At 37.7% G+C, this 22,996-nt stretch carries 18 protein-coding genes and 3 pseudogenes; all 21 read left to right on the top strand.

The features are described 5' to 3' along the window. The first annotated feature begins 395 nt into the window (after positions 1-395). Complete coding sequence (locus PY093_RS00170) at positions 396-1,187, top strand: YmfK family protein (RefSeq protein ID WP_275643830.1); 792 nt, start codon at positions 396-398, stop codon at positions 1,185-1,187. An 11-nt stretch (positions 1,188-1,198) separates the two neighbouring features. Continuing rightward, positions 1,199-2,122 (top strand): helix-turn-helix domain-containing protein, encoded by a 924-nt coding sequence (locus PY093_RS00165; protein ID WP_275643829.1) that lies wholly within the window; start codon positions 1,199-1,201, stop codon positions 2,120-2,122. 179 nt (positions 2,123-2,301) lie between these two features. Beyond that, positions 2,302-2,880, top strand: coding sequence for a CDP-diacylglycerol--glycerol-3-phosphate 3-phosphatidyltransferase (gene pgsA / locus PY093_RS00160; RefSeq protein ID WP_275644174.1), 579 nt, complete (start codon positions 2,302-2,304; stop codon positions 2,878-2,880). 188 nt (positions 2,881-3,068) lie between these two features. Beyond that, a complete protein-coding gene (locus PY093_RS00155) occupies positions 3,069-4,304 on the top strand; it encodes a competence/damage-inducible protein A (protein WP_275643828.1) in 1,236 nt (411 codons plus the stop codon). A gap of 279 nt (positions 4,305-4,583) precedes the next feature. Next, a pseudogene (locus PY093_RS00150) lies at positions 4,584-4,841 on the top strand (recombinase RecA); the annotation flags it as partial. 838 nt (positions 4,842-5,679) lie between these two features. Continuing rightward, entirely contained in the window at positions 5,680-5,931 is a 252-nt protein-coding gene (locus PY093_RS00145; RefSeq protein ID WP_275643827.1) for a hypothetical protein, read from the top strand. After that, positions 5,901-6,299, top strand: coding sequence for a reverse transcriptase domain-containing protein (locus tag PY093_RS21320; RefSeq protein WP_481769259.1), 399 nt, complete (start codon positions 5,901-5,903; stop codon positions 6,297-6,299). Before PY093_RS00145 ends, PY093_RS21320 begins: the two co-directional genes overlap by 31 nt. Positions 6,300-6,662: 363 nt before the next feature. After that, a pseudogene (locus PY093_RS00140) lies at positions 6,663-7,022 on the top strand (recombinase RecA); the annotation flags it as partial. Between the two features lie 725 nt (positions 7,023-7,747). Continuing rightward, positions 7,748-9,676, top strand: a complete 1,929-nt coding sequence (locus tag PY093_RS00135; RefSeq protein WP_275643826.1) for a reverse transcriptase/maturase family protein — start codon at positions 7,748-7,750, stop codon at positions 9,674-9,676. Beyond that, positions 9,603-9,806: an HNH endonuclease gene (locus tag PY093_RS21315; protein WP_481769256.1), complete on the top strand. Its 204-nt coding sequence runs from the start codon at positions 9,603-9,605 to the stop codon at positions 9,804-9,806. Before PY093_RS00135 ends, PY093_RS21315 begins: the two co-directional genes overlap by 74 nt. Before the next feature lie 86 nt (positions 9,807-9,892). Continuing rightward, positions 9,893-10,315 (top strand): annotated as a pseudogene (locus PY093_RS00130) (recombinase RecA family protein); the annotation flags it as partial. A 399-nt stretch (positions 10,316-10,714) separates the two neighbouring features. Then, a complete protein-coding gene (gene rny, locus PY093_RS00125; RefSeq protein WP_275643825.1) occupies positions 10,715-12,277 on the top strand; it encodes a ribonuclease Y in 1,563 nt (520 codons plus the stop codon). 126 nt (positions 12,278-12,403) lie between these two features. Beyond that, positions 12,404-13,198: a TIGR00282 family metallophosphoesterase gene (locus PY093_RS00120; RefSeq protein ID WP_275643824.1), complete on the top strand. Its 795-nt coding sequence runs from the start codon at positions 12,404-12,406 to the stop codon at positions 13,196-13,198. Between the two features lie 405 nt (positions 13,199-13,603). Continuing rightward, the gene (gene spoVS, locus PY093_RS00115; RefSeq protein ID WP_009330666.1) at positions 13,604-13,864 is read left to right on the top strand and encodes a stage V sporulation protein SpoVS; all 261 of its coding nucleotides are present in this window, start codon (positions 13,604-13,606) and stop codon (positions 13,862-13,864) included. A gap of 538 nt (positions 13,865-14,402) precedes the next feature. After that, positions 14,403-16,142 (top strand): 2-oxoacid:acceptor oxidoreductase subunit alpha, encoded by a 1,740-nt coding sequence (locus PY093_RS00110; RefSeq protein ID WP_345774203.1) that lies wholly within the window; start codon positions 14,403-14,405, stop codon positions 16,140-16,142. Then, a complete protein-coding gene (locus PY093_RS00105) occupies positions 16,143-17,009 on the top strand; it encodes a 2-oxoacid:ferredoxin oxidoreductase subunit beta (protein WP_275643823.1) in 867 nt (288 codons plus the stop codon). A 381-nt stretch (positions 17,010-17,390) separates the two neighbouring features. Continuing rightward, positions 17,391-18,431 (top strand): L-threonine 3-dehydrogenase, encoded by a 1,041-nt coding sequence (gene tdh / locus PY093_RS00100; protein WP_275643822.1) that lies wholly within the window; start codon positions 17,391-17,393, stop codon positions 18,429-18,431. A gap of 112 nt (positions 18,432-18,543) precedes the next feature. Next, on the top strand, positions 18,544-19,719 hold the full coding sequence (locus tag PY093_RS00095) for a glycine C-acetyltransferase (RefSeq protein WP_275643821.1): 1,176 nt from the start codon (positions 18,544-18,546) through the stop codon (positions 19,717-19,719). 221 nt (positions 19,720-19,940) lie between these two features. Then, positions 19,941-21,470: a tRNA (N6-isopentenyl adenosine(37)-C2)-methylthiotransferase MiaB gene (gene miaB, locus PY093_RS00090; protein ID WP_275643820.1), complete on the top strand. Its 1,530-nt coding sequence runs from the start codon at positions 19,941-19,943 to the stop codon at positions 21,468-21,470. Position 21,471: 1 nt separating this feature from the next. Further along, on the top strand, positions 21,472-21,903 hold the full coding sequence (locus tag PY093_RS00085; protein WP_275643819.1) for a YlbF/YmcA family competence regulator: 432 nt from the start codon (positions 21,472-21,474) through the stop codon (positions 21,901-21,903). Between the two features lie 302 nt (positions 21,904-22,205). Further along, positions 22,206-22,754 carry an outer spore coat protein CotE gene (locus PY093_RS00080; RefSeq protein ID WP_275643818.1) on the top strand — a complete coding sequence of 183 codons (549 nt, stop codon included), beginning with the start codon at positions 22,206-22,208 and terminating at the stop codon, positions 22,752-22,754. The last annotated feature ends 242 nt before the right edge of the window (positions 22,755-22,996 follow it).

Genomic DNA, 22,996 nt, shown 5'->3' with positions numbered 1-22,996 from the left:
AACGAAGGTTGTGTATAACTTTGTACAATATCCCTCTGTACCCGTCCAATTCCTAGGCGCTTACACATTTCGAACAATCTGTCCAGAAGGTAAAGAACAGTCTTTCAGAAGGCTCGTCTTATGCTTGACTTGCACAGGTTGTGCTTATGTCGGCGCTTAGACACAGGACGTGGCGAGTTTTCGGTCGACGTACCTCGGGGACGGGCGCCTTGCGCTTACCAAGTTTTTCTTTAGTTTCGAGAAATTCCCTTTCTTATTAGTTTAAAATCATTTATTATTGATTTATAGGTAGAAAAATGAAGGAACTTGTCACAGTTGTCCACTCTAGAATTAACCTCCCAATCATTATAAAAACCTATTCTTTATCAGAACCTGAAAAGGGGGATGGATTTTACATGGAAAAGAAAGAATGGTATTTAGAATATGAGATATCTAAAAATCGTCCTGGATTACTTGGAGATATTTCTTCATTATTGGGAATGCTATCCATTAATATCGTTACAATAAATGGTGTGGATGATATGCGTCGTGGAATGTTATTACTTTGTGATAATAATGAACAAGTTGAGAGACTTGAATCGATTTTAAATACTATGGATAACATAACAGTAACAAAGCTTCGAAAGCCTAAATTGCGAGATCGGTTAGCTGTCAGGCATGGGCGTTATATTCAGCGTGATGCTGATGATAAAAAAACATTTAGGTTTGTAAGAGATGAGCTAGGCTTACTTGTTGATTTTATGGCCGAGCTATTTAAAAAAGAAGGCCACAAATTAATTGGTATTCGGGGTATGCCTCGTGTAGGAAAAACTGAATCGGTTGTAGCCTCAAGTGTTTGTGCTAATAAAAGATGGTTATTTGTATCATCCACACTACTTAAACAGACTATCAGAAGTCAGCTTATTGAAGATGAGTACAGTGAAAATAACCTTTTTATTATTGACGGCATTGTTTCTACAAAACGAGCATCTGAAAGACATTGGCAATTAGTTCGTGAAATTATGAGATTGCCTGCAGTTAAAGTTGTAGAGCATCCAGATATATTTGTAAGAAATACTGAATACACTCTAGATGATTTCGACTATATCATTGAACTGAGAAATGATCCAGATGAAGAAATAACGTACGAGGTTGTCGATGAACAGCAAATGATAAATGGCTCTGATTTTTCTGCGTTTGATTTTTAAATTAATGGTAGGTGTTTTCATTGACAGAACTAGGAAATAGGTTAAAAGAGGCGAGAGAAGAAAAGAACTTCAGCTTGGAAGATTTACAAACCTTAACAAAAATTCAGAAGCGCTATCTAGTTGGGATTGAAGAAGGTAATTATGCTGTTATGCCAGGTAAGTTCTATGTCAGAGCCTTTATAAAACAATACTGTGAGGCTGTGGATTTGGATCCGGATGTGATTTTTGAGGAATATAAAAATGATATTCCGACCTCCCATAAGGAAGAACTACCAACTCAACTGTCACGTGTTCGTACGAATAAGAAACAAATATCATCAAAGGGTTCAAAAGTTCTCGACTTATTACCTATTCTTTTACTGACTGTTTTTATCATAGGAGGATTAGTGGCTTTATGGCTTTTTCTGCAAAATCGTGACAGTGCTGGTGAACCGCAAAGCACTAATAATAGCGAGGAAACGGAGTTTGAGCAGCCAGAGGAGTCGAAATTGAAGAATGAAGAAGTCACATCTACCAATGAAGAAAACGAAAATGAAGCAAAAGAGGAACCTGCGGTAGTAGAAGATGAGGTTGAACCTGAACCTAAAGAGACTATCCCTACTTCAGAATTATTGTTAAAGGAAAAAAATGGATTATCTGCTGTTTATGAATTAAAGAGCTCTGAAGGTTTTATTTTAGATGTTTCTGCGATTCAAAATGGTGAAACTTGGGTTGGAATTATGAATGGTAAAGGAAACACATTTTTCTCTGGCCTTATGAAAGACGGTGTAACTGAACAATATGATTTGTCCAAGGAAACCGATATACGTTTAAATATTGGGCGGACGCTTGATACGGTTATAAAAGTAAACGGTCAGATCCTGGAATTTCCTTTTGATCCATCAGAAAAAGTTCAACAAAAAATAACGATTCTCTTTAACCCAGATGTTCAATAAAATTCAGAGATTGGAGCTCAAAAAGTCATCACTTTTGATGGCTTTTTTTCTCTTATAAGTGTATTATCACTTATGAAGATTAAAAATAACTCGTACATGCTGACTCTAAAGAGACAGGTGTTGTTGGTGATATACCCTGTATGAGGTTTGCTTTATCATCCTAGTACGTGGAGGTTTGAATTGTGAATATACCAAATAAAATTACCGTAGCAAGGATTTTATTGATCCCATTATTTCTAGTGATTATGCTAGTACCTTTTTCGTGGGGGAATTTAAATATCGGTACTGAATCATTACCAATTACACATTTAATAGGTGCACTTATTTTTATTTTTGCTGCATCTACTGATTGGGTTGATGGCTATTATGCTAGGAAATATAATTTAGTAACAAATCTTGGGAAATTTTTAGATCCCCTCGCCGATAAACTTCTGGTGTCAGCTGCATTAGTTACACTAGTACAGTTAGATCTTGCGCCCGCATGGATGGTGGTTGTCATTATAAGTAGAGAATTTGCGGTTACAGGTCTGCGCCTACTACTAGCCGAAGGTGGAGAGGTTTCAGCGGCCAAGATGCTTGGTAAAATAAAAATGTGGGCCCAGGTTGTAGCTATTTCAGCGTTACTTTTACACAATTTTCCTTTTGCACTCATCAATTTTCCTTTTGATATGATTACTCTTTGGGTTGCTGTTATTTTTACAGTCATTTCAGGATGGGATTATTTTGCAAAAAATACTCATGTTTTTGTTCAAAGATAAGAGAGTATAAAAGTTTGTACCTAGTTTTAGTGTCTGGCTCCGGGCGCCATCGGACCTGAGGTCATAAGCCTATCCTTTCCCGAAGGCAAAAAACGCCTTAATCAGGGCGCGTCTTATGCTTGTCGCCTAAAGGCGGGCGCCCTGCGCTTTTCTTAAGTCAGAATAATATGCCCTGAGGAGGATACGATATGAATGCAGAGATTATTGCTGTAGGTTCTGAATTATTATTAGGACAGATTGTTAACAGTAATGCCCAATTCCTGTCAAGGGAGCTTGCTGACATCGGAGTCAATGTGTATTATCACACAGTTGTTGGCGACAACCCGTCTCGATTGCAAGAGGTTATTGAGACAGCACAGAAACGATCTAATTTACTAATTTTTACAGGTGGTTTAGGTCCGACTAAAGATGATTTAACAAAGGAGACAATTGCTAGTCTTATTGGAAGATCTCTTGTAATGGATGATAAGGCTCTAAAAAGCATAGTGGATTATTTTCAGAAGACCAATAGAGTGATGACAGAAAATAATAAGAAGCAAGCACTAGTGTTAAAGGGCTCTACAGTATTAAGAAATGATAATGGAATGGCCCCAGGTATGGGAATTGAAATTAACAGAATTACATATATGTTATTACCCGGTCCCCCAAAAGAAATGAATCCGATGTTTACATCATACGGCAAAAAGTATCTTTTGGAGCGTGTTGGAACGGTTGAGAGAATTGAATCAAGAGTGTTGAGATTCTTTGGAATAGGAGAATCCCAACTCGAAACAGAAATCGAGGATCTCATTGACGCTCAAACCAATCCAACGATTGCACCACTAGCCTCAGATGGTGAAGTTACTTTACGACTTTCAGCTAAACATAGTTCTTTTGAAGTTACTAAGAAACTCTTAGATGACCTTGAGAAGGAGATAACTATAAGAGTAGGTCAGTATCTATACGGCTATGAATCTGTTACATTAGTGAGCCAGGTATTGGAATACCTAAAGGTTAATGAGCGATCAATAGCTAGTGCTGAAAGTTTAACAGGGGGGCTTTTTCAAGAACAACTAACTAGTATGGGCGGTGCATCATCTGTCGTAAAAGGCGGGGTTGTTTGCTATTCAAATGATGCAAAGCGCGATATTTTGAATGTTAATGAGGCTACTTTGAATAATGATGGAGCAGTTAGTGAAAAGTGTGCGAAAGAGCTTGCAGACAATGTTAGGAAATTATTCAATGCTGATATTGGAATAAGCTTCACGGGTGTAGCGGGGCCAAATGAACTTGAAGGTAAACCAGTTGGCACAGTGTATATTGGAATTTCTTCTGGAACTCAACCAACAAAGGTTCATAAGCTTTCATTAGCCGGCAGTCGCCAAGGAATAAGAGAAAGAGCTGTTAAATATGGATATTTTTATTTGTTGAAAATGCACAATTAAAAAGAATTAAGAAGGGTCGGCTCTACACTATTGAGTTCGACCTCTTTACTTTAAAGTATTTTACTTTAACAGTTTTCATTCTTTAGGCATCTTTTAATCAGGAAATTCAATTATTACTAGGTGAAAATTGGATTTTACACCATTAAATATAGTATAAAAACATCGAATGAATGTTCTATTTTTTACTTGGCAAATGAGACAAAACAAGTTATAGTAGTAATTAGGTAAAGAAAAAGAGGAGGAAATAAAGTGGGGAACGACCGTCAAGCTGCCTTAGATATGGCTTTAAAACAAATAGAAAAACAATTTGGTAAAGGTTCAATTATGAAACTTGGGGAACAAACAGATCGTAAAATCTCAACATCTCCAAGTGGATCATTAGCATTGGATTTAGCGTTAGGTGTGGGTGGATATCCACGTGGGCGTATAGTTGAAATATATGGACCAGAGAGCTCTGGTAAAACGACAGTAGCACTTCATGCGATTGCAGAAGTACAACAAAATGGTGGACAAGCTGCGTTTATCGATGCCGAGCATGGTGCGATTTGTTGCTAAGTTAAATCTATTGGAAACAATGGGCTAAAGCTTAGCCGAGTTAGACTACGGGAGAAATCTTCTCTCACTAAACTGGTGGTTAAACTCGAACTGTATGACCGAATAGGCAGGGGAAGTTCCTGCTTGGGATGAAAGCGAGCATTCCCACCCTAATACCCCGACATGCTGTGATAAGTCCGTACTATCATGGTGTGAAGCTCGGAGAGGACGGCGAAACTTGCCCTGAGATGGGACAGGAGTAGTCGGGGGGCTATAAAATTCCTATGTGTAGAGAGTCCTCTGGACTGGAACGAATCAACGGAAGTACGGCTCGAAAGGCGTGGAGATACCGAAATGAAGGTACTCACATCCGTAAGGATGACCAGTTGTGGATTTGGTATTCGTGTTTGCCAAGTCTGTGATAAACCACAAAAGGTTTTTCGGAAATTTGACCGCTCGCTGTGGTTGGATTTCTAGCTGGCGGGTTAGAGTTGGACACTAAGGGAATATGTAAAGCTAGGACATACGGAACAAATGAAGCCGAGAAGTGAATGATAAGGTTGCGGAACCAATGACACTAATCAATAGGAAATGATTGATGAATCTCGGTGGCAGCAGCCCGTAGTAGCTATGAAACACTGATAATAAGGTGTGGAGCGAAGGGGCATAGATAGTTATTATGTAATAAGAGTAGATTAGTAACTAATAAGACAAGGAAGCCGTTAAGGAATCACCTATCAAGGTTATTTCAATGAGCGAAACTGACTAAAACCACAAATCCTTCAGTGCAATACTCAACCCTTATTTCTTAAACGAAGTTGAGTGAAGGAGGTTCAAAAACTTGTCAATTCCTAAAACAGAGCAACAATTCAAACAACTGCAAGACAGATATTTCGCCAAAACTCAAACAGAATTATCGAACGGCAAACGCCCACGCTTCAAAGGTTTGATTGAGATAATGAAAAGTGACGCTGTAGTTATAACAGCAATACACAAACTCAAAGCAAACAAAGGAAGCAAGACACCTGGAACAGATGGAATGGTAATTGAAGAAATTCTAACATCCGACTACCAAAGGGTAATGAAGATGTAAAAGAAAAACTCAACAATTACACGCCGATTCCCGTTAGAAGGAAGTTAATTCCTAAAAACGGAAAGAAAGGCGAATTCAGACCACTGGGTATACCTGCAATTGTAGATAGGGTCATTCAGGAAATAATAAGGTCAGTAATCGAACCTATTGTTGAACCCCAATTCTACGACCATTCGTATGGTTTCAGACCAATGAGGGAAGCAGGACAGGCAGTTGAATATCTTGGGCATGTCATGAAGCGGACGGGATATACTTGGTGCATTGAAGGTGACATTAGTAAATTCTTTGATGAGGTAAATCACAGGGTGTTATTAAAAACCCTATGGTCGATGAAACAAAAAGCAAAATATACAACTTTGAATTCCTAATGAACCGTGGGTACACGTTCAATCGAGACAGGGGCAAATGCAGGTGCTGTGGAGAATTCCTAAGCAGTAATAATGTTAATATACACCACACAAGACCGAATCTACCGCTGAATGAGGTAAACAAGGTAAACAACCTTGCGGCTGTTTGTAAGAGATGTCATCATCTCATTCACTCCAAAAGCGAAATAACTGGCGTACCACAAGCAGTAAGAAAAAGGATACAAGGTTTTAGGGAAAAATTAGGTAAACTAATCGCATAATAATTGTTGGAACGCCGTATGCGGGGAAACTCGCACGTACGGTGTGAAGCGGGGGAAAGCAGCTCCTAACGGGTAAGCCGAGGATGTCTGTCACCTATCGCTATCGCTAGACCCAGACTATGCACAAAAATTAGGTGTAAATATAGATGAATTATTATTATCTCAACCAGACACTGGTGAACAAGCGTTAGAGATTGCTGAGGCTTTAGTAAGAAGTGGAGCTGTTGACATTCTTGTTATTGACTCAGTAGCTGCGTTAGTGCCAAAAGCAGAGATCGAGGGTGAAATGGGTGATTCCCATATTGGGTTACAAGCTCGTTTAATGTCACAGGCGCTTAGAAAGCTATCTGGTGCTATTAATAAGTCTAAAACGATTGCTATCTTCATTAACCAAATCCGTGAAAAGGTTGGTGTAATGTTTGGTAATCCAGAAACAACTCCTGGTGGACGAGCATTAAAGTTCGTGCGCCCGTAAGAACATGTATACGCATGTTCGAGGCGTACTTTGGAATGTTATGACTGCAATTTAATAATTGCACGAGCCAAGGGAAACATCCCCTTGTGAACACCGAGCTTATCCTGATGGGAAACTTGATGGGGAGTGTAGCATGCTCGGAAAGGCATAAGTCGGGCGGAGTGTCACCACCGCAACTGAATGTCGAGTTCAGAAATCACTTTATATGGTCAAGGCTATACTGCTTTAAACCCAGACTTGAGGTTAGAAAGGGCAACTCATACCTTACGTTGACACTATTATTGGTATGATGAGAGTACGCATGTGTTTTAGAATTTAGCACAATGCTGATGAACGACTCTCTCTCAACTCCAATCGGAGTTATAAAGTCGAACGGGAACCTAAGTAAAGTGGAAAAGTGTCCAAGGTATGCTAAGCGGGGATTACCTAAGTCCGAATGCTATGAATGATGCAAGAAATCCTCTTGCGAGAATTTGAGACTACGAAATCATTTCGATTTCAATTTAACTGGTGGTTATACAATTCTAAATATAGCTATGCTCAAAGGAGCTGAATATCGGATATGGTAACGGAGCTCCCATAGTAGTCCGAGATGTAAGACATAACAATGGAATGTCTGAACAGAGGGTAACGCCTCTTAGGGGAAAGCCCATTACATGGCGAAGGGGAGCAGATTGTCGTATTCCTAAGAAGAAAGGATATGGTGAAAGACCATGCAAAATCCAGACAAAGTATTAGGAGTAATTGAGTCCAAGGCAAAAGAACCAAACTACAAGTTTGACCGACTATATAGAAACTTCTATAACATAGAATTCTATAAGAAAGCCTACGCTAAAATATACGCCAAACCAGGCAATATGACAGCAGGCTCTGATGGGCAAACAATAGATGGTTTCAGTCTCGATGAAGTCCAAAGGGTTATTGAAGCTATGAGAAATGAAACGTATCAGCCTAAACCTGCTCGCAGGACCCTAATCGACAAGAAAAACAGTACCAAGAAAAGACCGCTAGGAATGCCTGCGGTATATGACAAATTGGTACAAGAAATTCTAAGAAGTATATTGGAAACAATATATGAAACTAACTTCTCTGACAGTTCACATGGGTTCAGACCCGATAGAAGCTGTCATACGGCTCTCTTAGAAGTCAAACATAACTTCAACGGAGTTAAATGGTGGGTCGAGGGTGACATCAAAGGTTTCTTTGACAACATCAACCATCACACACTCATTAAAATCCTAAAAAGAAGAATTAAAGACGAAAAGTTTTTAAGACTTATATGGAAATTTCTAAGAGCTGGTTATGTATACGAAAAACAGTTCCATCACACCTACGGGGGTACTCCGCAAGGAGGTATCGTTAGCCCAATATTGGCTAACATATACCTGAACGAACTTGACCAGTTCATGATAAGAACTATCGATGCGTTCAACACCACCAAAAGGCAAAGAAGAGCGAATTCGGAATACAAACTCATTTCAGAACGGATTGAGCAGAGAAAAAGAAAACTTAGAATACCTACGGAAGATGAATTAAAGGAGTACCAAAAACAAGAAGCACAACTTCTTGAAGAAAGAGAAACTTATGCAGTATCACTTCCTAAAGGAACGATTAGGCAAGAAGATAAAACTTACAAAAATTACAATAAGAAACTCTACAAACTTAGGCAGAGAATTAAAAACCTCAATGAAGAGGAACGTAAGAAACTCATAACTGAAATAAAAGAGCTAACCGCTCAAAGACGTAAGCTACCTGCAATGGACATTTTCGACCCTAACTACAAGAGAATGAGGTATACAAGATACGCCGATGACTTTCTAATAGGCATCATTGGCTCAAAAGAAGAGGCAACCGAAACAAAACAATTACTCACTGACTACCTTAGAAACGAACTCGACCTTGAACTAAGTCAAGAGAAAACACTTATCACACATAATAGTGAAAAAGTTGGATTTCTCGGATATGACATTTTCGTTGCAAAAAACGACGATAAGGTATCGAAAGTAAATCATATGGGTACAGGTGAAATAATTACAAGACGCTCTCTTACAGGACAAATAAAATTATCCGTACCACATCAGAACATGAAAGACTTTATGATTGGAAAAGGATATGCCAAAGTCTTGGATGACGGTCGATGGAAAGAAATTCATAGACCTAATCTTTTAAACAATGAACCTTTGGAAATAGTTAAACAGTGTAATGCAGAATTCAGAGGCTTTTATCAATATTACAAACTTGCGTTTGATGTTCGAGAAAAGCTGCTGAATATACACTGGTTATTCCAAAAAAGTGTCACCAAAACTCTTGCAGGAAAATACAAAACACAAGTTTCCAAGCTAATGAAGATGGAAACCGAAATAAATGGGAAGAAATACAAGAAATTCTACCGCAATGGTAAATGGGGAATAACGTACACGATTAAAAAGGACGAACCTAAATTCCTACCCCTTATGGACAGGAACGAAATACAGTTTGTTAAAAAGACATTTAATGTCGAACCTGAAATAAACGTTGTACCTAATTCTGGTATTTTCTACGGTAGAACTTCAATCACCGAAAGACTAAATGCCAACCGATGTGAAAAATGTGGAGATACTGGCGTACCTTTCGAGGTTCACCACGTCAAGAAAGTTAAGTGACCTGTCCAAGAAAAAACACCTTGAACCATGGGAAAAATTTATGATTGCAAGAAATCGTAAAACAATGGTGCTGTGCGGACATGGCTCAAAAAATAACTGTCACAGAAAGCTACACAACGGTACATTATAAGGGCTTGGTTGTACAATTGGAGAGCCAAATACACTGAAAGGTGTACGTTTGGTTCGGGGGAGGGGTGAAGTGAACCTATTGAGGCAACTCAACAAGGCAACGGCTCCCTATCCCACTATTCATCTGTTCGTTTAGAGGTTCGTCGTGCTGAGCAATTAAAACAAGGTAATGACCTTGTTGGTAATAAAACAAAACTAAAGGTTGTTAAAAATAAAGTTGCTCCTCCTTTTAGAACTGCTGAAGTCGACATCATGTACGGTGAAGGTATTTCTAAAGAAGGTGAAATTATCGATATTGGATCTGAGCTAGAAATTGTTCAAAAGAGTGGATCTTGGTATTCATACAACGAAGAGCGTATAGGACAAGGCCGTGAGAATGCTAAACAATTCCTTAGAGAAAATCTTAGTCTTCGAAAAGAAATACATGAAAAAATCCGTAAACATTATGGACTGGATAAGGGCGGTGCTTCTGCTGAGCTAGAGCAGGATGAAGTAGAGTTTAATGAGTAATATTGTAGTTAATGATCGAAAAAGGGGACACGAGACTGTGTCTCTTTTTTCATTGCTAAGCTTCACAGCTTACAATCCAAATTAATATAATTAAGTCATTCGGTTCAGTTTAGTATATTTGCCACTAAACATTTACCTTCATTTTCTGTTGGAAAATTAAAATTATAGTAAAAATTTCGTCGTAATTTCCATTATCATGTATGAATTACTGAGACAGGTCTTGACAATAAAATTTCACACATTTAAAATTAGTATGTATATCTTATTAAAATGTTAGACTTTGTTAGAATTGAAACGTTTAATATGCCTTTTTTGCTGTATGTTGAAACTATGTAACAATGTACATGCCGACATTTTGATCTAGCAAGAAAAAAGTTCATAGCAAGAGGAGGTGAAACGATGGACGCAATTATGATTATCATCTCCGCTTTGCTTGGCCTAATCGTCGGTGCAGTTGTTGGCTTTTTTGTTCGTAAATCCATTGCGGAAGCAAAAATCGCAGGTGCTAAAAGTGCTGCTGAACAGATCATTGATGATGGAAAACGTGAAGCAGACTCCCTGAAAAAGGAAGCATTATTAGAAGCGAAGGATGAAATTCACAAGCTTCGTACAGACGCAGAACGAGATATTCGTGATCGAAGAAGCGAACTTCAAAAACAAGAAAATCGTTTAATGCAAAAAGAAGAGAATCTTGATCGTAAGAACGAATCCTTGGACAAACGTGAAACAATGTTAGAAAAAAAGGACGATTCTCTGACTCTAAGACAACAGCATATTGAAGAGATGGAAAGCAAAGTGGAAGAGATGGTGCGAAAACAGCAAGTTGAACTAGAACGCATTTCTAGTTTAACACGTGATGAAGCTAAACAAATCATACTTGAGCGTGTTGAAAATGAGCTGTCTCATGATGTAGCATATTTAGTAAAGGATGCTGAAAATCGTGCCAAAGAAGAAGGCGATAAAAAAGCAAAAGAGATCCTTTCACTTGCGATACAAAGATGTGCTGCAGACCATGTTGCAGAAACCACCGTTTCAGTTGTTAATTTACCAAATGATGAGATGAAAGGACGTATCATTGGTAGAGAAGGACGAAACATTAGAACATTAGAGACATTAACAGGTATTGATTTGATTATTGATGATACGCCAGAAGCCGTTATTCTATCTGGTTTTGATCCAATTCGACGTGAGACTGCAAGAATCGCACTAGACAAGCTTGTTCAAGACGGACGAATTCATCCAGCTCGGATTGAAGAAATGGTTGAAAAATCCAGAAGAGAAGTTGATGAGTATATTCGTGAAATGGGTGAACAAACAACTTTCGAGGTTGGCGTTCATGGACTACATCCGGATCTTATTAAAATCTTAGGGCGATTAAAGTTTAGAACAAGTTATGGACAAAATGTGTTAAAACACTCTACAGAAGTTGCTTACTTAGCTGGTCTAATGGCAGCAGAATTAGGTGAAGATGCAACTCTAGCTCGTCGGGCAGGTTTACTACATGATATTGGAAAAGCTATCGACCATGAAGTAGAAGGAAGCCATGTTGAAATTGGAGTGGAACTTGCTACAAAGTACAAGGAACACCCAATTGTTATCAACAGTATTGCTTCCCATCATGGTGATACAGAAGCAACATCAATTATTGCAGTGCTAGTTGCTGCTGCTGATGCTTTATCTGCAGCAAGACCAGGTGCCAGAAGTGAAACGTTAGAGAACTATATCCGTAGACTTGAGAAGCTTGAAGAGATTTCAGAGTCATATGAAGGTGTAGAAAAGTCCTTTGCCATTCAAGCGGGTAGAGAGGTTCGTATTATGGTCAAGCCTGACACAATTGATGATCTCGAGGCACATCGCCTTGCGAGAGATATCCGTAAAAGAATTGAAGAAGAGCTTGATTATCCAGGTCATATAAAAGTTACTGTAATCCGTGAAACGAGAGCAGTAGAATATGCAAAATAAAAATAAAGTGGTCATTTTGACCACTTTATTTTTTTTTGTCTTTAAAATGGAATGATTCTGGGGTTCAATTGCGAAATATGAGTTTTTATGCCAAACTTATAAGAAAAAGGTTGAAGGAGCTACTTTATGAGAATTTTATTTATAGGGGATGTAGTTGGATCTCCAGGTAGAGACATGATTAGTGAATACTTACCAAAGCTAAAAGCTAAGTTTCACCCAACCATAACGATTGTAAATGGTGAAAACGCCGCAAATGGGAAGGGAATAACAGAAAAGATTTATCGGAGTTTTTTGGAATCCGGTGCTCAAGCAGTTACGTTAGGTAACCATACATGGGATAATAAGGAGATTTTTGAATTCATAGATTCTGCAAAAAAATTAGTGCGACCTGCAAATTTTCCAGAAGAGACACCCGGGAAGGGAATGGTGTTCATTAATAGTAACGGTCAAGAAGTTGCCATTATTAATCTCCAAGGTCGAACATTTTTACCTCCAATCGATTGCCCTTTTAAAGAGGTTGATAAATTAATTGAAGAAGCTAAAAAGAGAACATCAATCATTTTTGTTGATTTTCATGCTGAAGCCACTAGTGAAAAGCAAGCGATGGGATGGTATTTAGATGGGAGAGTTACAGCAGTAGTAGGCACACATACACATGTGCAAACAGCAGATAATCGAATTTTACCGATGGGCACAGCTTATATTACAGATGTTGGTATGACAGGACCGTACGACGGTATTCTTGGGGTAGAACGAGAAGCCGTGCTAAAGAAATTTATCACGACATTACCTGTAAGGTTTGAAGTGACAGGCGGTAGAAGTCAGCTAAACGGAGTGTTGGTAGAGGTAGATAAAAATACAGGTCAAGCAAAGAAGATAAACCGAATTTTAATTAATGATGACTTCCCATTTTTTGATTAAAGATTAAAAAGGTAAGAAAAAAGGGATAAAGTTTGCACTTGGTTTGGTATCTGGTATAAGTCCTGATTGCCAGAGACTGACAGTATAGGCGTGTCTAGAGCAAGTTAATCCATTCGAAGTAAATTCAACTCTATCTACAAAAACAAAGAATGCATCCGTAAAGGGAGTCTTTTTTTAAAAAAAGTACAAAGGATCTACAATGCCGTTAGTACGCTGTAGTTTTACCTACGTACCTCCCACGGACGCCCTTTGTTTTTCCTTGTAGTTTGAATTTTTAGAATAATATTTGGAACAAGCAGGAATACAGTTAGGAATTAGTGAATATAGTAGCAGTGGAATCATTTATCCCTGACTGTTCTAAAGAACACTCATGATACATTGTAGAGAACAAGGAGGAAATTAGGAATGGAAATATTAAAAGTTTCAGCAAAATCTAATCCTAACTCTGTAGCTGGTGCACTTGCTGGTGTGTTACGTGAAAGAGGGAACGCAGAAATCCAAGCAATAGGAGCAGGTGCATTAAATCAAGCAGTTAAGGCAGTAGCAATTGCTAGAGGATTCGTAGCACCTAGTGGCGTAGACCTAATTTGCATTCCTGCATTTACAGATATTTTAATCGACGGAGAAGAACGTACGGCAATCAAATTAATTGTAGAACCTCGTTAAACGACTTAACTGAATTATGGAGCTGATTAACACCTGTTTGCTGTTGTTTAGCGAATGGGTGTTTTTTATGGTTTTTAAATAGTGAGTCTAAATTTAATTGATTACTAGTCTAGAAATGAACAATAAAAGAGATAGCTGTGTAAAAGACAAAATCTTTAAGTGGGTTTACAATAAAAATTGGAAGTATTTAATTGCAAAGGATATATTTGTAAACGAGTGATAATCTACTTATAGCAGCAATAAATTGATCTCAATAATAATAGTTCATATCATTAAAAAAATATTCGTACTTTCGTCAATATTTGACTTCTAAGGGTTGCTTTTTTGAGTTGATAGGTCTAGAATTGAAAGCGTTTAGTACATATCCAACCATTAATTAATTCTAATCATTAGTAAAGACACTATCCATTATTTTAGTGGATATGATCAATTTTTCTTTAAGTTGAAGTTATTCTCTAGTGATTTAGTTGGAAAAGTGCTACACTAATATACGTATTTAAACATATAACAATGAACGTATTCCAAAGGGGTGTAAGACATGATCAATCAACTTTCGTGGAAAGTTGGCGGACAACAAGGGGAAGGAATCGAAAGTACAGGAGAAATTTTTTCTATTGCACTTAATCGATTAGGTTATTATTTATATGGTTATCGCCACTTTTCATCTCGTATTAAAGGTGGACATACCAATAATAAAATTCGTGTAAGTACTACACAGGTTCGCTCAATTTCAGATGATCTTGATATATTAGTAGCTTTTGACCAAGAAACAATTGATGTGAATTACAGTGAATTACGTGAAGGTGGCATTGTAATTGCCGATGCGAAATTTAAGCCTACTCTTCCAGCCGACTCTGAAGGTACATTGTATGCTGTGCCATTTACAGATATTGCTACTGAACTAGGTACTTCTTTAATGAAGAACATGGTTGCTGTTGGAGCATCAAGTGCATTATTAGACCTTGATATTAAAGTGTATCAAGAAGTTGTTGAAGAAATTTTCGGTAAAAAAGGCCAACAAGTTGTTGCTAAAAACATGGAAGCTGTGAAAAGTGGAGCAGACTACATGAAAGAACAGTTAGGTGAAAATGTTGGTTCTATGGAACTTGAAAAAGCTGATGGTAAAAAACGTATGTTCATGATTGGTAATGATGCTATAGCTATGGGTGCATTAGCAGGTGGAGCTCGTTTTATGCCAGCATACCCTATTACACCTGCATCTGAAATCATGGAATACCTAATAAAGAAGTTACCTGAATTTGGTGGTACTGTTATTCAAACCGAAGACGAAATTGCTGCTTGTACAATGGCAATTGGTGGAAACTACGCTGGAGTTAGAGCACTAACTGCTTCTGCAGGTCCTGGTCTATCGCTAATGATGGAAGCTATCGGTCTATCAGGTATTACTGAAACACCACTAGTAATTGTAGATACGCAACGTGGAGGTCCAAGTACTGGTTTACCTACTAAACAAGAACAATCAGACCTTATGGCAATGATTTATGGTACACATGGTGAAATTCCAAAGGTAGTTATGGCTCCAAGTACAGTTCAAGAAGCCTTCTATGATGCTGTTGATGCTTTTAACATAGCAGAGGAATATCAAGTACCAGTAATCTTACTTACTGACTTACAGCTTTCATTAGGTAAACAAACGGTTGAGCCATTAGATTATAGTAAAATTGAAATTCGCCGTGGAAAGTTAGATTTAACTTCTGAACTTCCTGAGAGAGAGAACAAAGGTTACTTTAAGCGTTTTGAAGTAACTGAAGATGGTGTTTCACCACGTATTATTCCAGGAACTAAAAATGGAATTTACCATGTAACGGGTGTTGAGCATGATGAGACAGGTAAACCATCTGAAAGTGCAGACAACCGTAAAGCACAAATGGACAAACGTATGAGAAAACTTAATAATATTAAGTTTGATACTCCTGTTTACAAAAATGCTAAACATGAGGAAGCTGACCTACTAGTTATTGGTTTTAACTCTACTCGTGGAACAATTGAAGAGGCGATGACAAGAATTGAGAATGATGGTATTAAAGTAAACCATGCGCACATTCGTCTACTTCATCCATTCCCAACAAATGAATTATTACCATTACTTCAATCAGCTAAGAAGGTTGTTGTTGTTGAAAATAATGCAACTGGACAACTTGCAAACATTATCAAAATGAATGCAGGTAATGCTGAAAAAATTACAAATCTATTGAAATATGATGGGAACCCATTCCTACCTCATGAAATTCACACGAAATGTAAGGAGTTGTTCTAAATGGCAACATTTAAAGAGTTTCGAAATAATGTAAAGCCTAACTGGTGCCCTGGTTGTGGAGATTTCTCCGTACAAGCAGCAATTCAGCGAGCAGCTGCTAATGTTGGATTAGAGCCTGAACAATTAGCTGTAATTTCAGGAATTGGATGTTCTGGTCGTATTTCTGGATATATAAATGCCTATGGGTTACACGGAATCCACGGAAGATCACTTCCAATTGCTCAAGGTGTTAAAATGGCTAATAAAGATTTAACAGTTATTGCTTCTGGTGGGGATGGAGACGGATTCGCAATCGGTCTTGGTCATACAATCCATGCTATTCGTCGTAATATTGATGTTACGTATATCGTAATGGATAACCAAATTTACGGCTTAACAAAAGGTCAAACATCTCCTCGTAGTGATGTTGGTTTTAAAACGAAAAGTACGCCGCAAGGTTCAATCGAATCTGCTTTATCAGTAATGGAAATGGCATTGACTGCTGGTGGAACTTTTGTCGCACAAAGCTTTTCAACTGATTTAAAGGATTTAACTGCACTTATCGAAGCTGGTATTAACCATAAAGGTTTCTCACTTATTAACGTTTTCAGCCCATGTGTAACTTATAATAAAGTGAACACTTATGATTGGTTTAAAGAAAACTTAACAAAATTAAGTGATATTGAAGGCTATGATCCACACAATCGTAACGCAGCAATGCAAACATTGATGGAACATAAAGGACTTGTGACTGGTTTAATCTATCAAAATAAAGACCAAAAATCATACCAAGAACTTGTTCATGGTTATAGCGAATCCCCATTGTCACAAGCTGATCTAAACTTAAGTGAAGAAAAGTTTAGCAAATTGGTATCAGAATTTATGTAATTGTTACTTAAAACCCTCTTTTTTTGGAGGGTTTTTTTGATGTTTAGGAATTTATAAAATTGTAAGGTTGTGTATAACTTCGTGTCTTTGTCTATCTACGTCTAGCTCCAGGCGTCATCGGACCTGAGGTCATAAGCCAATCCCTTCCCGAAGGCAAAAAACACCTTCAGGCAAGGCTCGTCTTATGCTTGTCGCCGATAGGCGGGCGCCCTGCGCTTTTCTTGGTGCATAAAAATATGAACTCTAACATAAAAAAATTTTATAAGTTTTTTGTTTGAGGTGTTCAAGTGTTTTCTTGAGGTGGACTGCATACTTTACCGTTTCAATAAGTAGTGTTAGAATGTATTTAAATAGCTATTTATTACGATTGGAGTGTTCACGATGAATGGAACGATGAAAGCGATAGTGAAGCATCATCGCGGTGTAGGTGCAAAGCTTGAAATGGTGGATATACCTCAAATAAAAGATGATGAAGTTCTTATTAAAGTTAAAGCAACATCAATCTGTGGTACAGATGTTCATATATATACTTGGGATGAATGGTCTCAAAGTCGTGTAAATCCGCCTTATGTGTTCGGACATGAATTTGCTGGTGAGGTTGTTGAAATCGGTTCAAAGGTTACAAATTTTCAAATAGGTGATTTTGTATCTGCTGAAACCCATTTAGTTTGTGGAGAATGCCCTCAATGTTTAACGGGCCAATACCATATCTGTAAAAACACAAAAATCATAGGTGTTGACACAAATGGCTGTTTCGCCGAGTATGTAGCACTTCCATCTACAAATCTTTGGAAAAACCCTAAGGATATGCCTTTTGATGTAGCATCAGTACAAGAGCCGATGGGTAATGCTGTTCATACTGTTCTTTCTGGAGATGTAGCGGGTAAGAGTGTGGCTGTAATTGGTTGTGGACCAATTGGGATAATGGCTGTTGGAGTGGCAAAAGCTGCAGGGGCATCCCAAGTTATTGCATTTGATCTGAATGACTATCGTCTTGATCTTGCAAAACAAATGGGCGCTACTACTGTAGTAAACTCTAAAAACGAAGACCCACTTGAAGTGGTTTCAAAGCTTACCGATGGAAATGGTGTTGATGTTGTTTGTGAAATGTCAGGACACCCAATTGCGATGAATCAAGGATTTAAAATGGTTACAAACGGTGGGCGTGTGTCTATTCTTAGTTTACCTGTTCGCCCAGTTGAAATTGATGTAACGAATGATATTGTTTTCAAAGGTATTCAAGTCCATGGTATCACCGGCAGAAAAATGTATGAGACGTGGCAACAGGTTTCTCGCCTTTTAAAATCAGGTCAAGTAGACCTATCACCAATGATTACTCATCATTTGCCACTTGAAGATTTTGAAAAAGGGTTTGACCTAATGATTCAAGGGAAATGTGGGAAAGTAGTCTTACTACCTTAAAGTTATCAATATGGCGTCTAGTTACTAGAAAAGTGTCTAGGCGCTTGTTATTATATAGGTAGCATCAACTATACATATTACTAAATCGTTACTAAAAAGAGGAGGTATTTTTTTGAAGGGATTTGAATATTTACAAGAAGAAATTAATGAAATGCAAAAAAATGGTACTTTCCGTAGGCTCGTACCGCTTGAGTCTGATCAGGGCTCTAAAGTAATAATCAAAGGAAAAGAAGTGATACAATTATCATCTAACAACTATTTAGGATTTACTACACATCCTAGATTAAGAAAGGCTGCTTTAGATGCCGTTGGGCGATATGGAGCAGGTACCGGATCAGTTCGTACAATTGCAGGAACCTTTTCAATGCACGATGAACTAGAAGAAAAACTAGCGAAGTTTAAACATACTGAAGCCTCACTTGTATTCCAATCTGGCTTTACAACAAACCAAGGTGTGTTATCAGCTATCTTAACTCCAGACGACGTAGTTATTTCAGATGAATTAAACCATGCATCGATTATTGATGGTATTCGTCTAACAAAGTCAGGTCGTAAAGTATACAAGCACGTAGACACGGAAGATTTAGAGCGAGCCCTTCAAGAAACACAAAACTATCGTAAACGACTAATTGTCACAGATGGTGTCTTTTCAATGGATGGTAACATTGCTCCTCTTCCTAAAATTGTTGAATTGGCTGAAAAGTATGATGCATTAGTGATGGTAGATGATGCACATGCTTCTGGTGTTCTTGGTAAAAATGGACGTGGAACAGTGAATCATTTTGGACTTGATGGACGTGTTCATATTCAAGTAGGCACACTCAGTAAAGCAATCGGTGTGCTAGGTGGGTATGTTGCTAGCACTAGAACATTGATTGATTATTTAATTCAAAAAGGGCGCCCATTTTTGTTTAGTACGTCACATCCACCAGCTGTAACTGCTGCGTGTATTGAGGCGATTGATGTCTTACTTGAAGAGCCAGAGTTGATTGAAAAACTTTGGGAAAATACTAAATTCTTTAAAGATGGCTTAATGAAACTTGGTTTTAATACTGGTAAGAGTGAAACGCCTATTACTCCTGTTATTGTTGGGGATGAAACATTAACACACCAATTTTCAGACAAACTTTTAGAATATGGTGTATTTGCTCAAGGTATTGCTTTCCCTACTGTTGCGAAAGGATTAGGCCGTGTACGTACGATTGTTACTGCAGAGCATTCGAATGAAGAATTAGAGCAAGCTCTTGATATCTTTGGAAAAGCAGGGAAAGAACTAGGGATTATTTAATATTATCTAGAGAGGGTAATCTCCTCTCTTTTTTTGACTTATGAAAAGACTTTACAATACTTTACACTAGTAATTTTTCGATTAAAATTGTACAATTTTCTACAAATTGCTTAATTAATTGTTTAAATTACTTTTACGCTATATACTATGTTAATGTGCATAAATTTTTATGTTTACCTTTTACTAAGTTAATTATCAGTTAAAAGGAAAGGAGAATTCAAATGAACGAAAAGCAACGCCTTGAAATTGACCAAGTAAATCCAGCGGACAAAAAATCCGTTAAGGATTATGGGCAATATTTTCAAGCAGTATATCAACCACCATCTTTAAAGGATGCAAAGAAGCGTGGAAAAGAGGATATAAACATTGACCGCGGTTTCACAATTCCTGATGATATGATTGGCCTTGGAACTGGACGGAAATTTTATATTCGGACCTATGGCTGTCAAATGAATGAGCATGATACAGAAGTGATGGCTGGTATTTTAACAGAAATGGGCTATGAACCTACTGATTCGGTCGAAACAGCTGATATTGTCCTGTTAAATACATGTGCGATTAGAGAAAATGCAGAAAACAAAGTGTTTGGTGAGATTGGCCACTTAAAAACCTATAAAAAACGTAATCCTAACCTTTTAATTGGTATCTGTGGCTGTATGTCACAGGAAGAATCAGTTGTAAATAGAATTCTTCAGAAGCACCAATTTGTTGATATGATCTTTGGTACACACAATATCCACCGGTTACCCCAAATTGTAAAAGAGGCAATGTTTAGTAAGGAAATGGTTGTCGAAGTATGGTCTAAAGAAGGTGACGTTATTGAAAACCTTCCTCGAGTTAGAAAAGGTGATATCAAGGCCTGGGTTAACATTATGTATGGCTGTGACAAGTTCTGTACGTACTGTATTGTCCCATATACTCGGGGTAAAGAACGTAGTCGTCTACCAGAGGATATTATTGAAGAGGTCCGTCATCTCGCTCGTAATGGGTATCAAGAAGTCACTCTTCTTGGTCAAAATGTTAATGCGTATGGAAAAGACTTTACTGACATGACATACGGGCTAGGCGAGTTAATGGACGAGCTTCGTAAAATTGATATACCACGTATTCGCTTTACAACGAGCCATCCTCGTGATTTTGATGATCGCTTAATCGAGGTGTTAGCTAAAGGTGGTAACCTGATGGAGCATATTCACTTACCTGTGCAATCAGGTAGCTCTGAAGTTCTTAAACTCATGGCACGTAAATACACTCGTGAACAATATTTAGAGCTTGTTCGTAAAATGAAGGAAAGAATTCCGAATGCGTCATTCACAACAGATATTATCGTTGGGTTCCCAAATGAAACAGATGAACAATTCGAAGAAACGATGTCTTTATATCGTGAAGTTGAGTTTGATACAGCATATACTTTTATCTACTCACCTCGTGAGGGAACTCCTGCAGCAAGCATGGAAGATAACATTCCAATGGAAGTGAAAAAAGAACGTCTACAGCGTCTTAATGCACTTGTAAATGAAATTGCGGCTAAGAAAAATCTTGCTTTACAAGATCAAATTGTCGAGGTTTTAGTTGAAGGTGAAAGTAAAAAAAATCCAGAAATTCTTGCTGGGTATACAAGTAAGAATAAGTTAGTTAACTTTAAAGCTCCAACATCTTCGATTGGGAAGCTCGTTAAAGTGAAAATTACTCAAGCTAAGACATGGTCATTAGATGGAGAAATAATTGAAGAAGCGGTAGAGGTGAAATAATATGGCAGAATACACAAAAGAACAAATCGTTGAACGTGCAAAAGAACTAGCAAAAATGATTGCTGAAACAGAAGAAGTTGACTTTTTTAAACGTGCTGAAGCACAAATTAATGAAAATAAAAAAGTCAAAGAAATGATTGCAAGTATTAAAAGCTTACAAAAACAAGCTGTCAATTTTCAACATTTTGGAAAAGAGAAGGCTTTAAGACAAGTTGAAGAAAAGATCGAAAAGCTACATGAAGAGATAGATAGCATTCCTGTAGTACAAGAGTTTAAAAGCTCACAGGTTGAAGTAAATGATTTACTACAATTAGTTGCTCATACAATCTCTAACCATGTAACAAATGAGGTTATTATCTCAACTGGTGGAGATCTGCTACGTGGCGAAACAGGCTCAAAGACAAATGATGATAGTAGTTGCGGTTGTAGCTAAAGATCATTATTATCGAGAACCAAACTGTATTTACAGTTTGGTTCTTTTTATTTAAACGGCCTATTAACGCAAGTTTTCATACTAATATTGATATTTTCTAGGTAAATTTGGTACATATCTGGGCGCACCCGCATACAATTAATTATATGGTTTCATGTTTTAATCTGGATAAAATAATGTAATTTTAACTACCACACGGGCATTAGGTAAGAAAGATTTCTAATGTTTTTAAAAAGTGTAGCACACTAGTCATTTGTCCCGCATAGGATGAATTGAAGATTGATTGAGGAGGGTATGCTCGAATGTCTGAATACAGAGAGATTATTACAAAAGCTGTTGTAGGAAAAGGTCGTAAGTTTACTCAATGTACACACACGATTTCTCCATCACACCGCCCTACAAGTATTCTAGGTTGTTGGATCATCAACCACCAATACGAAGCAAAGAAAAGTGACAATACTGTTGAAGTTCATGGTCGATACGATATTAACGTTTGGTACTCTTACAACGATAATACGAAGACTGAGGTAGTTACTGATACTGTTTCATACTCTGATGTTATCAAACTAAAATATAAAGATGATAACTTCTTAGGAGACGATTGTGAAGTAATTGCACGTGTACTTCAACAGCCAAACTGTCTAGAAGCAACAATTTCTCCAAATGGAAATAGAGTTGTTGTTGAAGTAGAGAGAGAATTTCTTGTAGAAGTAATTGGTGAAACAAAAGTGTGTGTTGCGGTAAACCCAGATGGTTGCGATGAAGAAGATCAAGATTGGGATTCTGACGTTGATGATGAAGAATTTGAAGATTTAAATCCTGACTTTTTAGTAGGAGATTTTGAGGAGTAAATTAGGACTAGGAGGACTATCTTCCTAGTTTTTTTCTTGGTTATGGAATATGTTTACGCTATAAAAACCTAACCATTAATGTGGGGATTATGTAACAACAGCTAACGAATAAAAAATGAAGATGTATTCTGCGGCAATTAACAGTATGCAACTAAAAAGTTATACTAAAGGGTAAGTACCAGTAAAAGCTTGGTAAGTACTACTAAACGTCAATTAGGGATTAAAACCACACTAAAGGATGG

The sequence above is a fragment of the Cytobacillus sp. S13-E01 genome (assembly GCF_029193815.1).
Lineage (GTDB): Bacteria > Bacillota > Bacilli > Bacillales > Bacillaceae_L > Bacillus_BV.
This window is presented reverse-complemented; position numbering and strand designations above follow the sequence as displayed.

Coding starts and splice junctions, on each gene's coding strand:
- PY093_RS21315 (WP_481769256.1), top strand. CDS start 9,603: ATGCCAACCGATGTGAAAAATGTGGAGATACTGGCGTACCTTTCGAGG.
- spoVS (WP_009330666.1), top strand. CDS start 13,604: ATGGAAATATTAAAAGTTTCAGCAAAATCTAATCCTAACTCTGTAGCT.
- PY093_RS00170 (WP_275643830.1), top strand. CDS start 396: ATGGAAAAGAAAGAATGGTATTTAGAATATGAGATATCTAAAAATCGT.
- PY093_RS00080 (WP_275643818.1), top strand. CDS start 22,206: ATGTCTGAATACAGAGAGATTATTACAAAAGCTGTTGTAGGAAAAGGT.
- PY093_RS00105 (WP_275643823.1), top strand. CDS start 16,143: ATGGCAACATTTAAAGAGTTTCGAAATAATGTAAAGCCTAACTGGTGC.
- PY093_RS00085 (WP_275643819.1), top strand. CDS start 21,472: ATGGCAGAATACACAAAAGAACAAATCGTTGAACGTGCAAAAGAACTA.
- miaB (WP_275643820.1), top strand. CDS start 19,941: ATGAACGAAAAGCAACGCCTTGAAATTGACCAAGTAAATCCAGCGGAC.
- tdh (WP_275643822.1), top strand. CDS start 17,391: ATGAATGGAACGATGAAAGCGATAGTGAAGCATCATCGCGGTGTAGGT.
- rny (WP_275643825.1), top strand. CDS start 10,715: ATGGACGCAATTATGATTATCATCTCCGCTTTGCTTGGCCTAATCGTC.
- PY093_RS00110 (WP_345774203.1), top strand. CDS start 14,403: ATGATCAATCAACTTTCGTGGAAAGTTGGCGGACAACAAGGGGAAGGA.
- PY093_RS00135 (WP_275643826.1), top strand. CDS start 7,748: ATGCAAAATCCAGACAAAGTATTAGGAGTAATTGAGTCCAAGGCAAAA.
- PY093_RS00155 (WP_275643828.1), top strand. CDS start 3,069: ATGAATGCAGAGATTATTGCTGTAGGTTCTGAATTATTATTAGGACAG.
- PY093_RS00120 (WP_275643824.1), top strand. CDS start 12,404: ATGAGAATTTTATTTATAGGGGATGTAGTTGGATCTCCAGGTAGAGAC.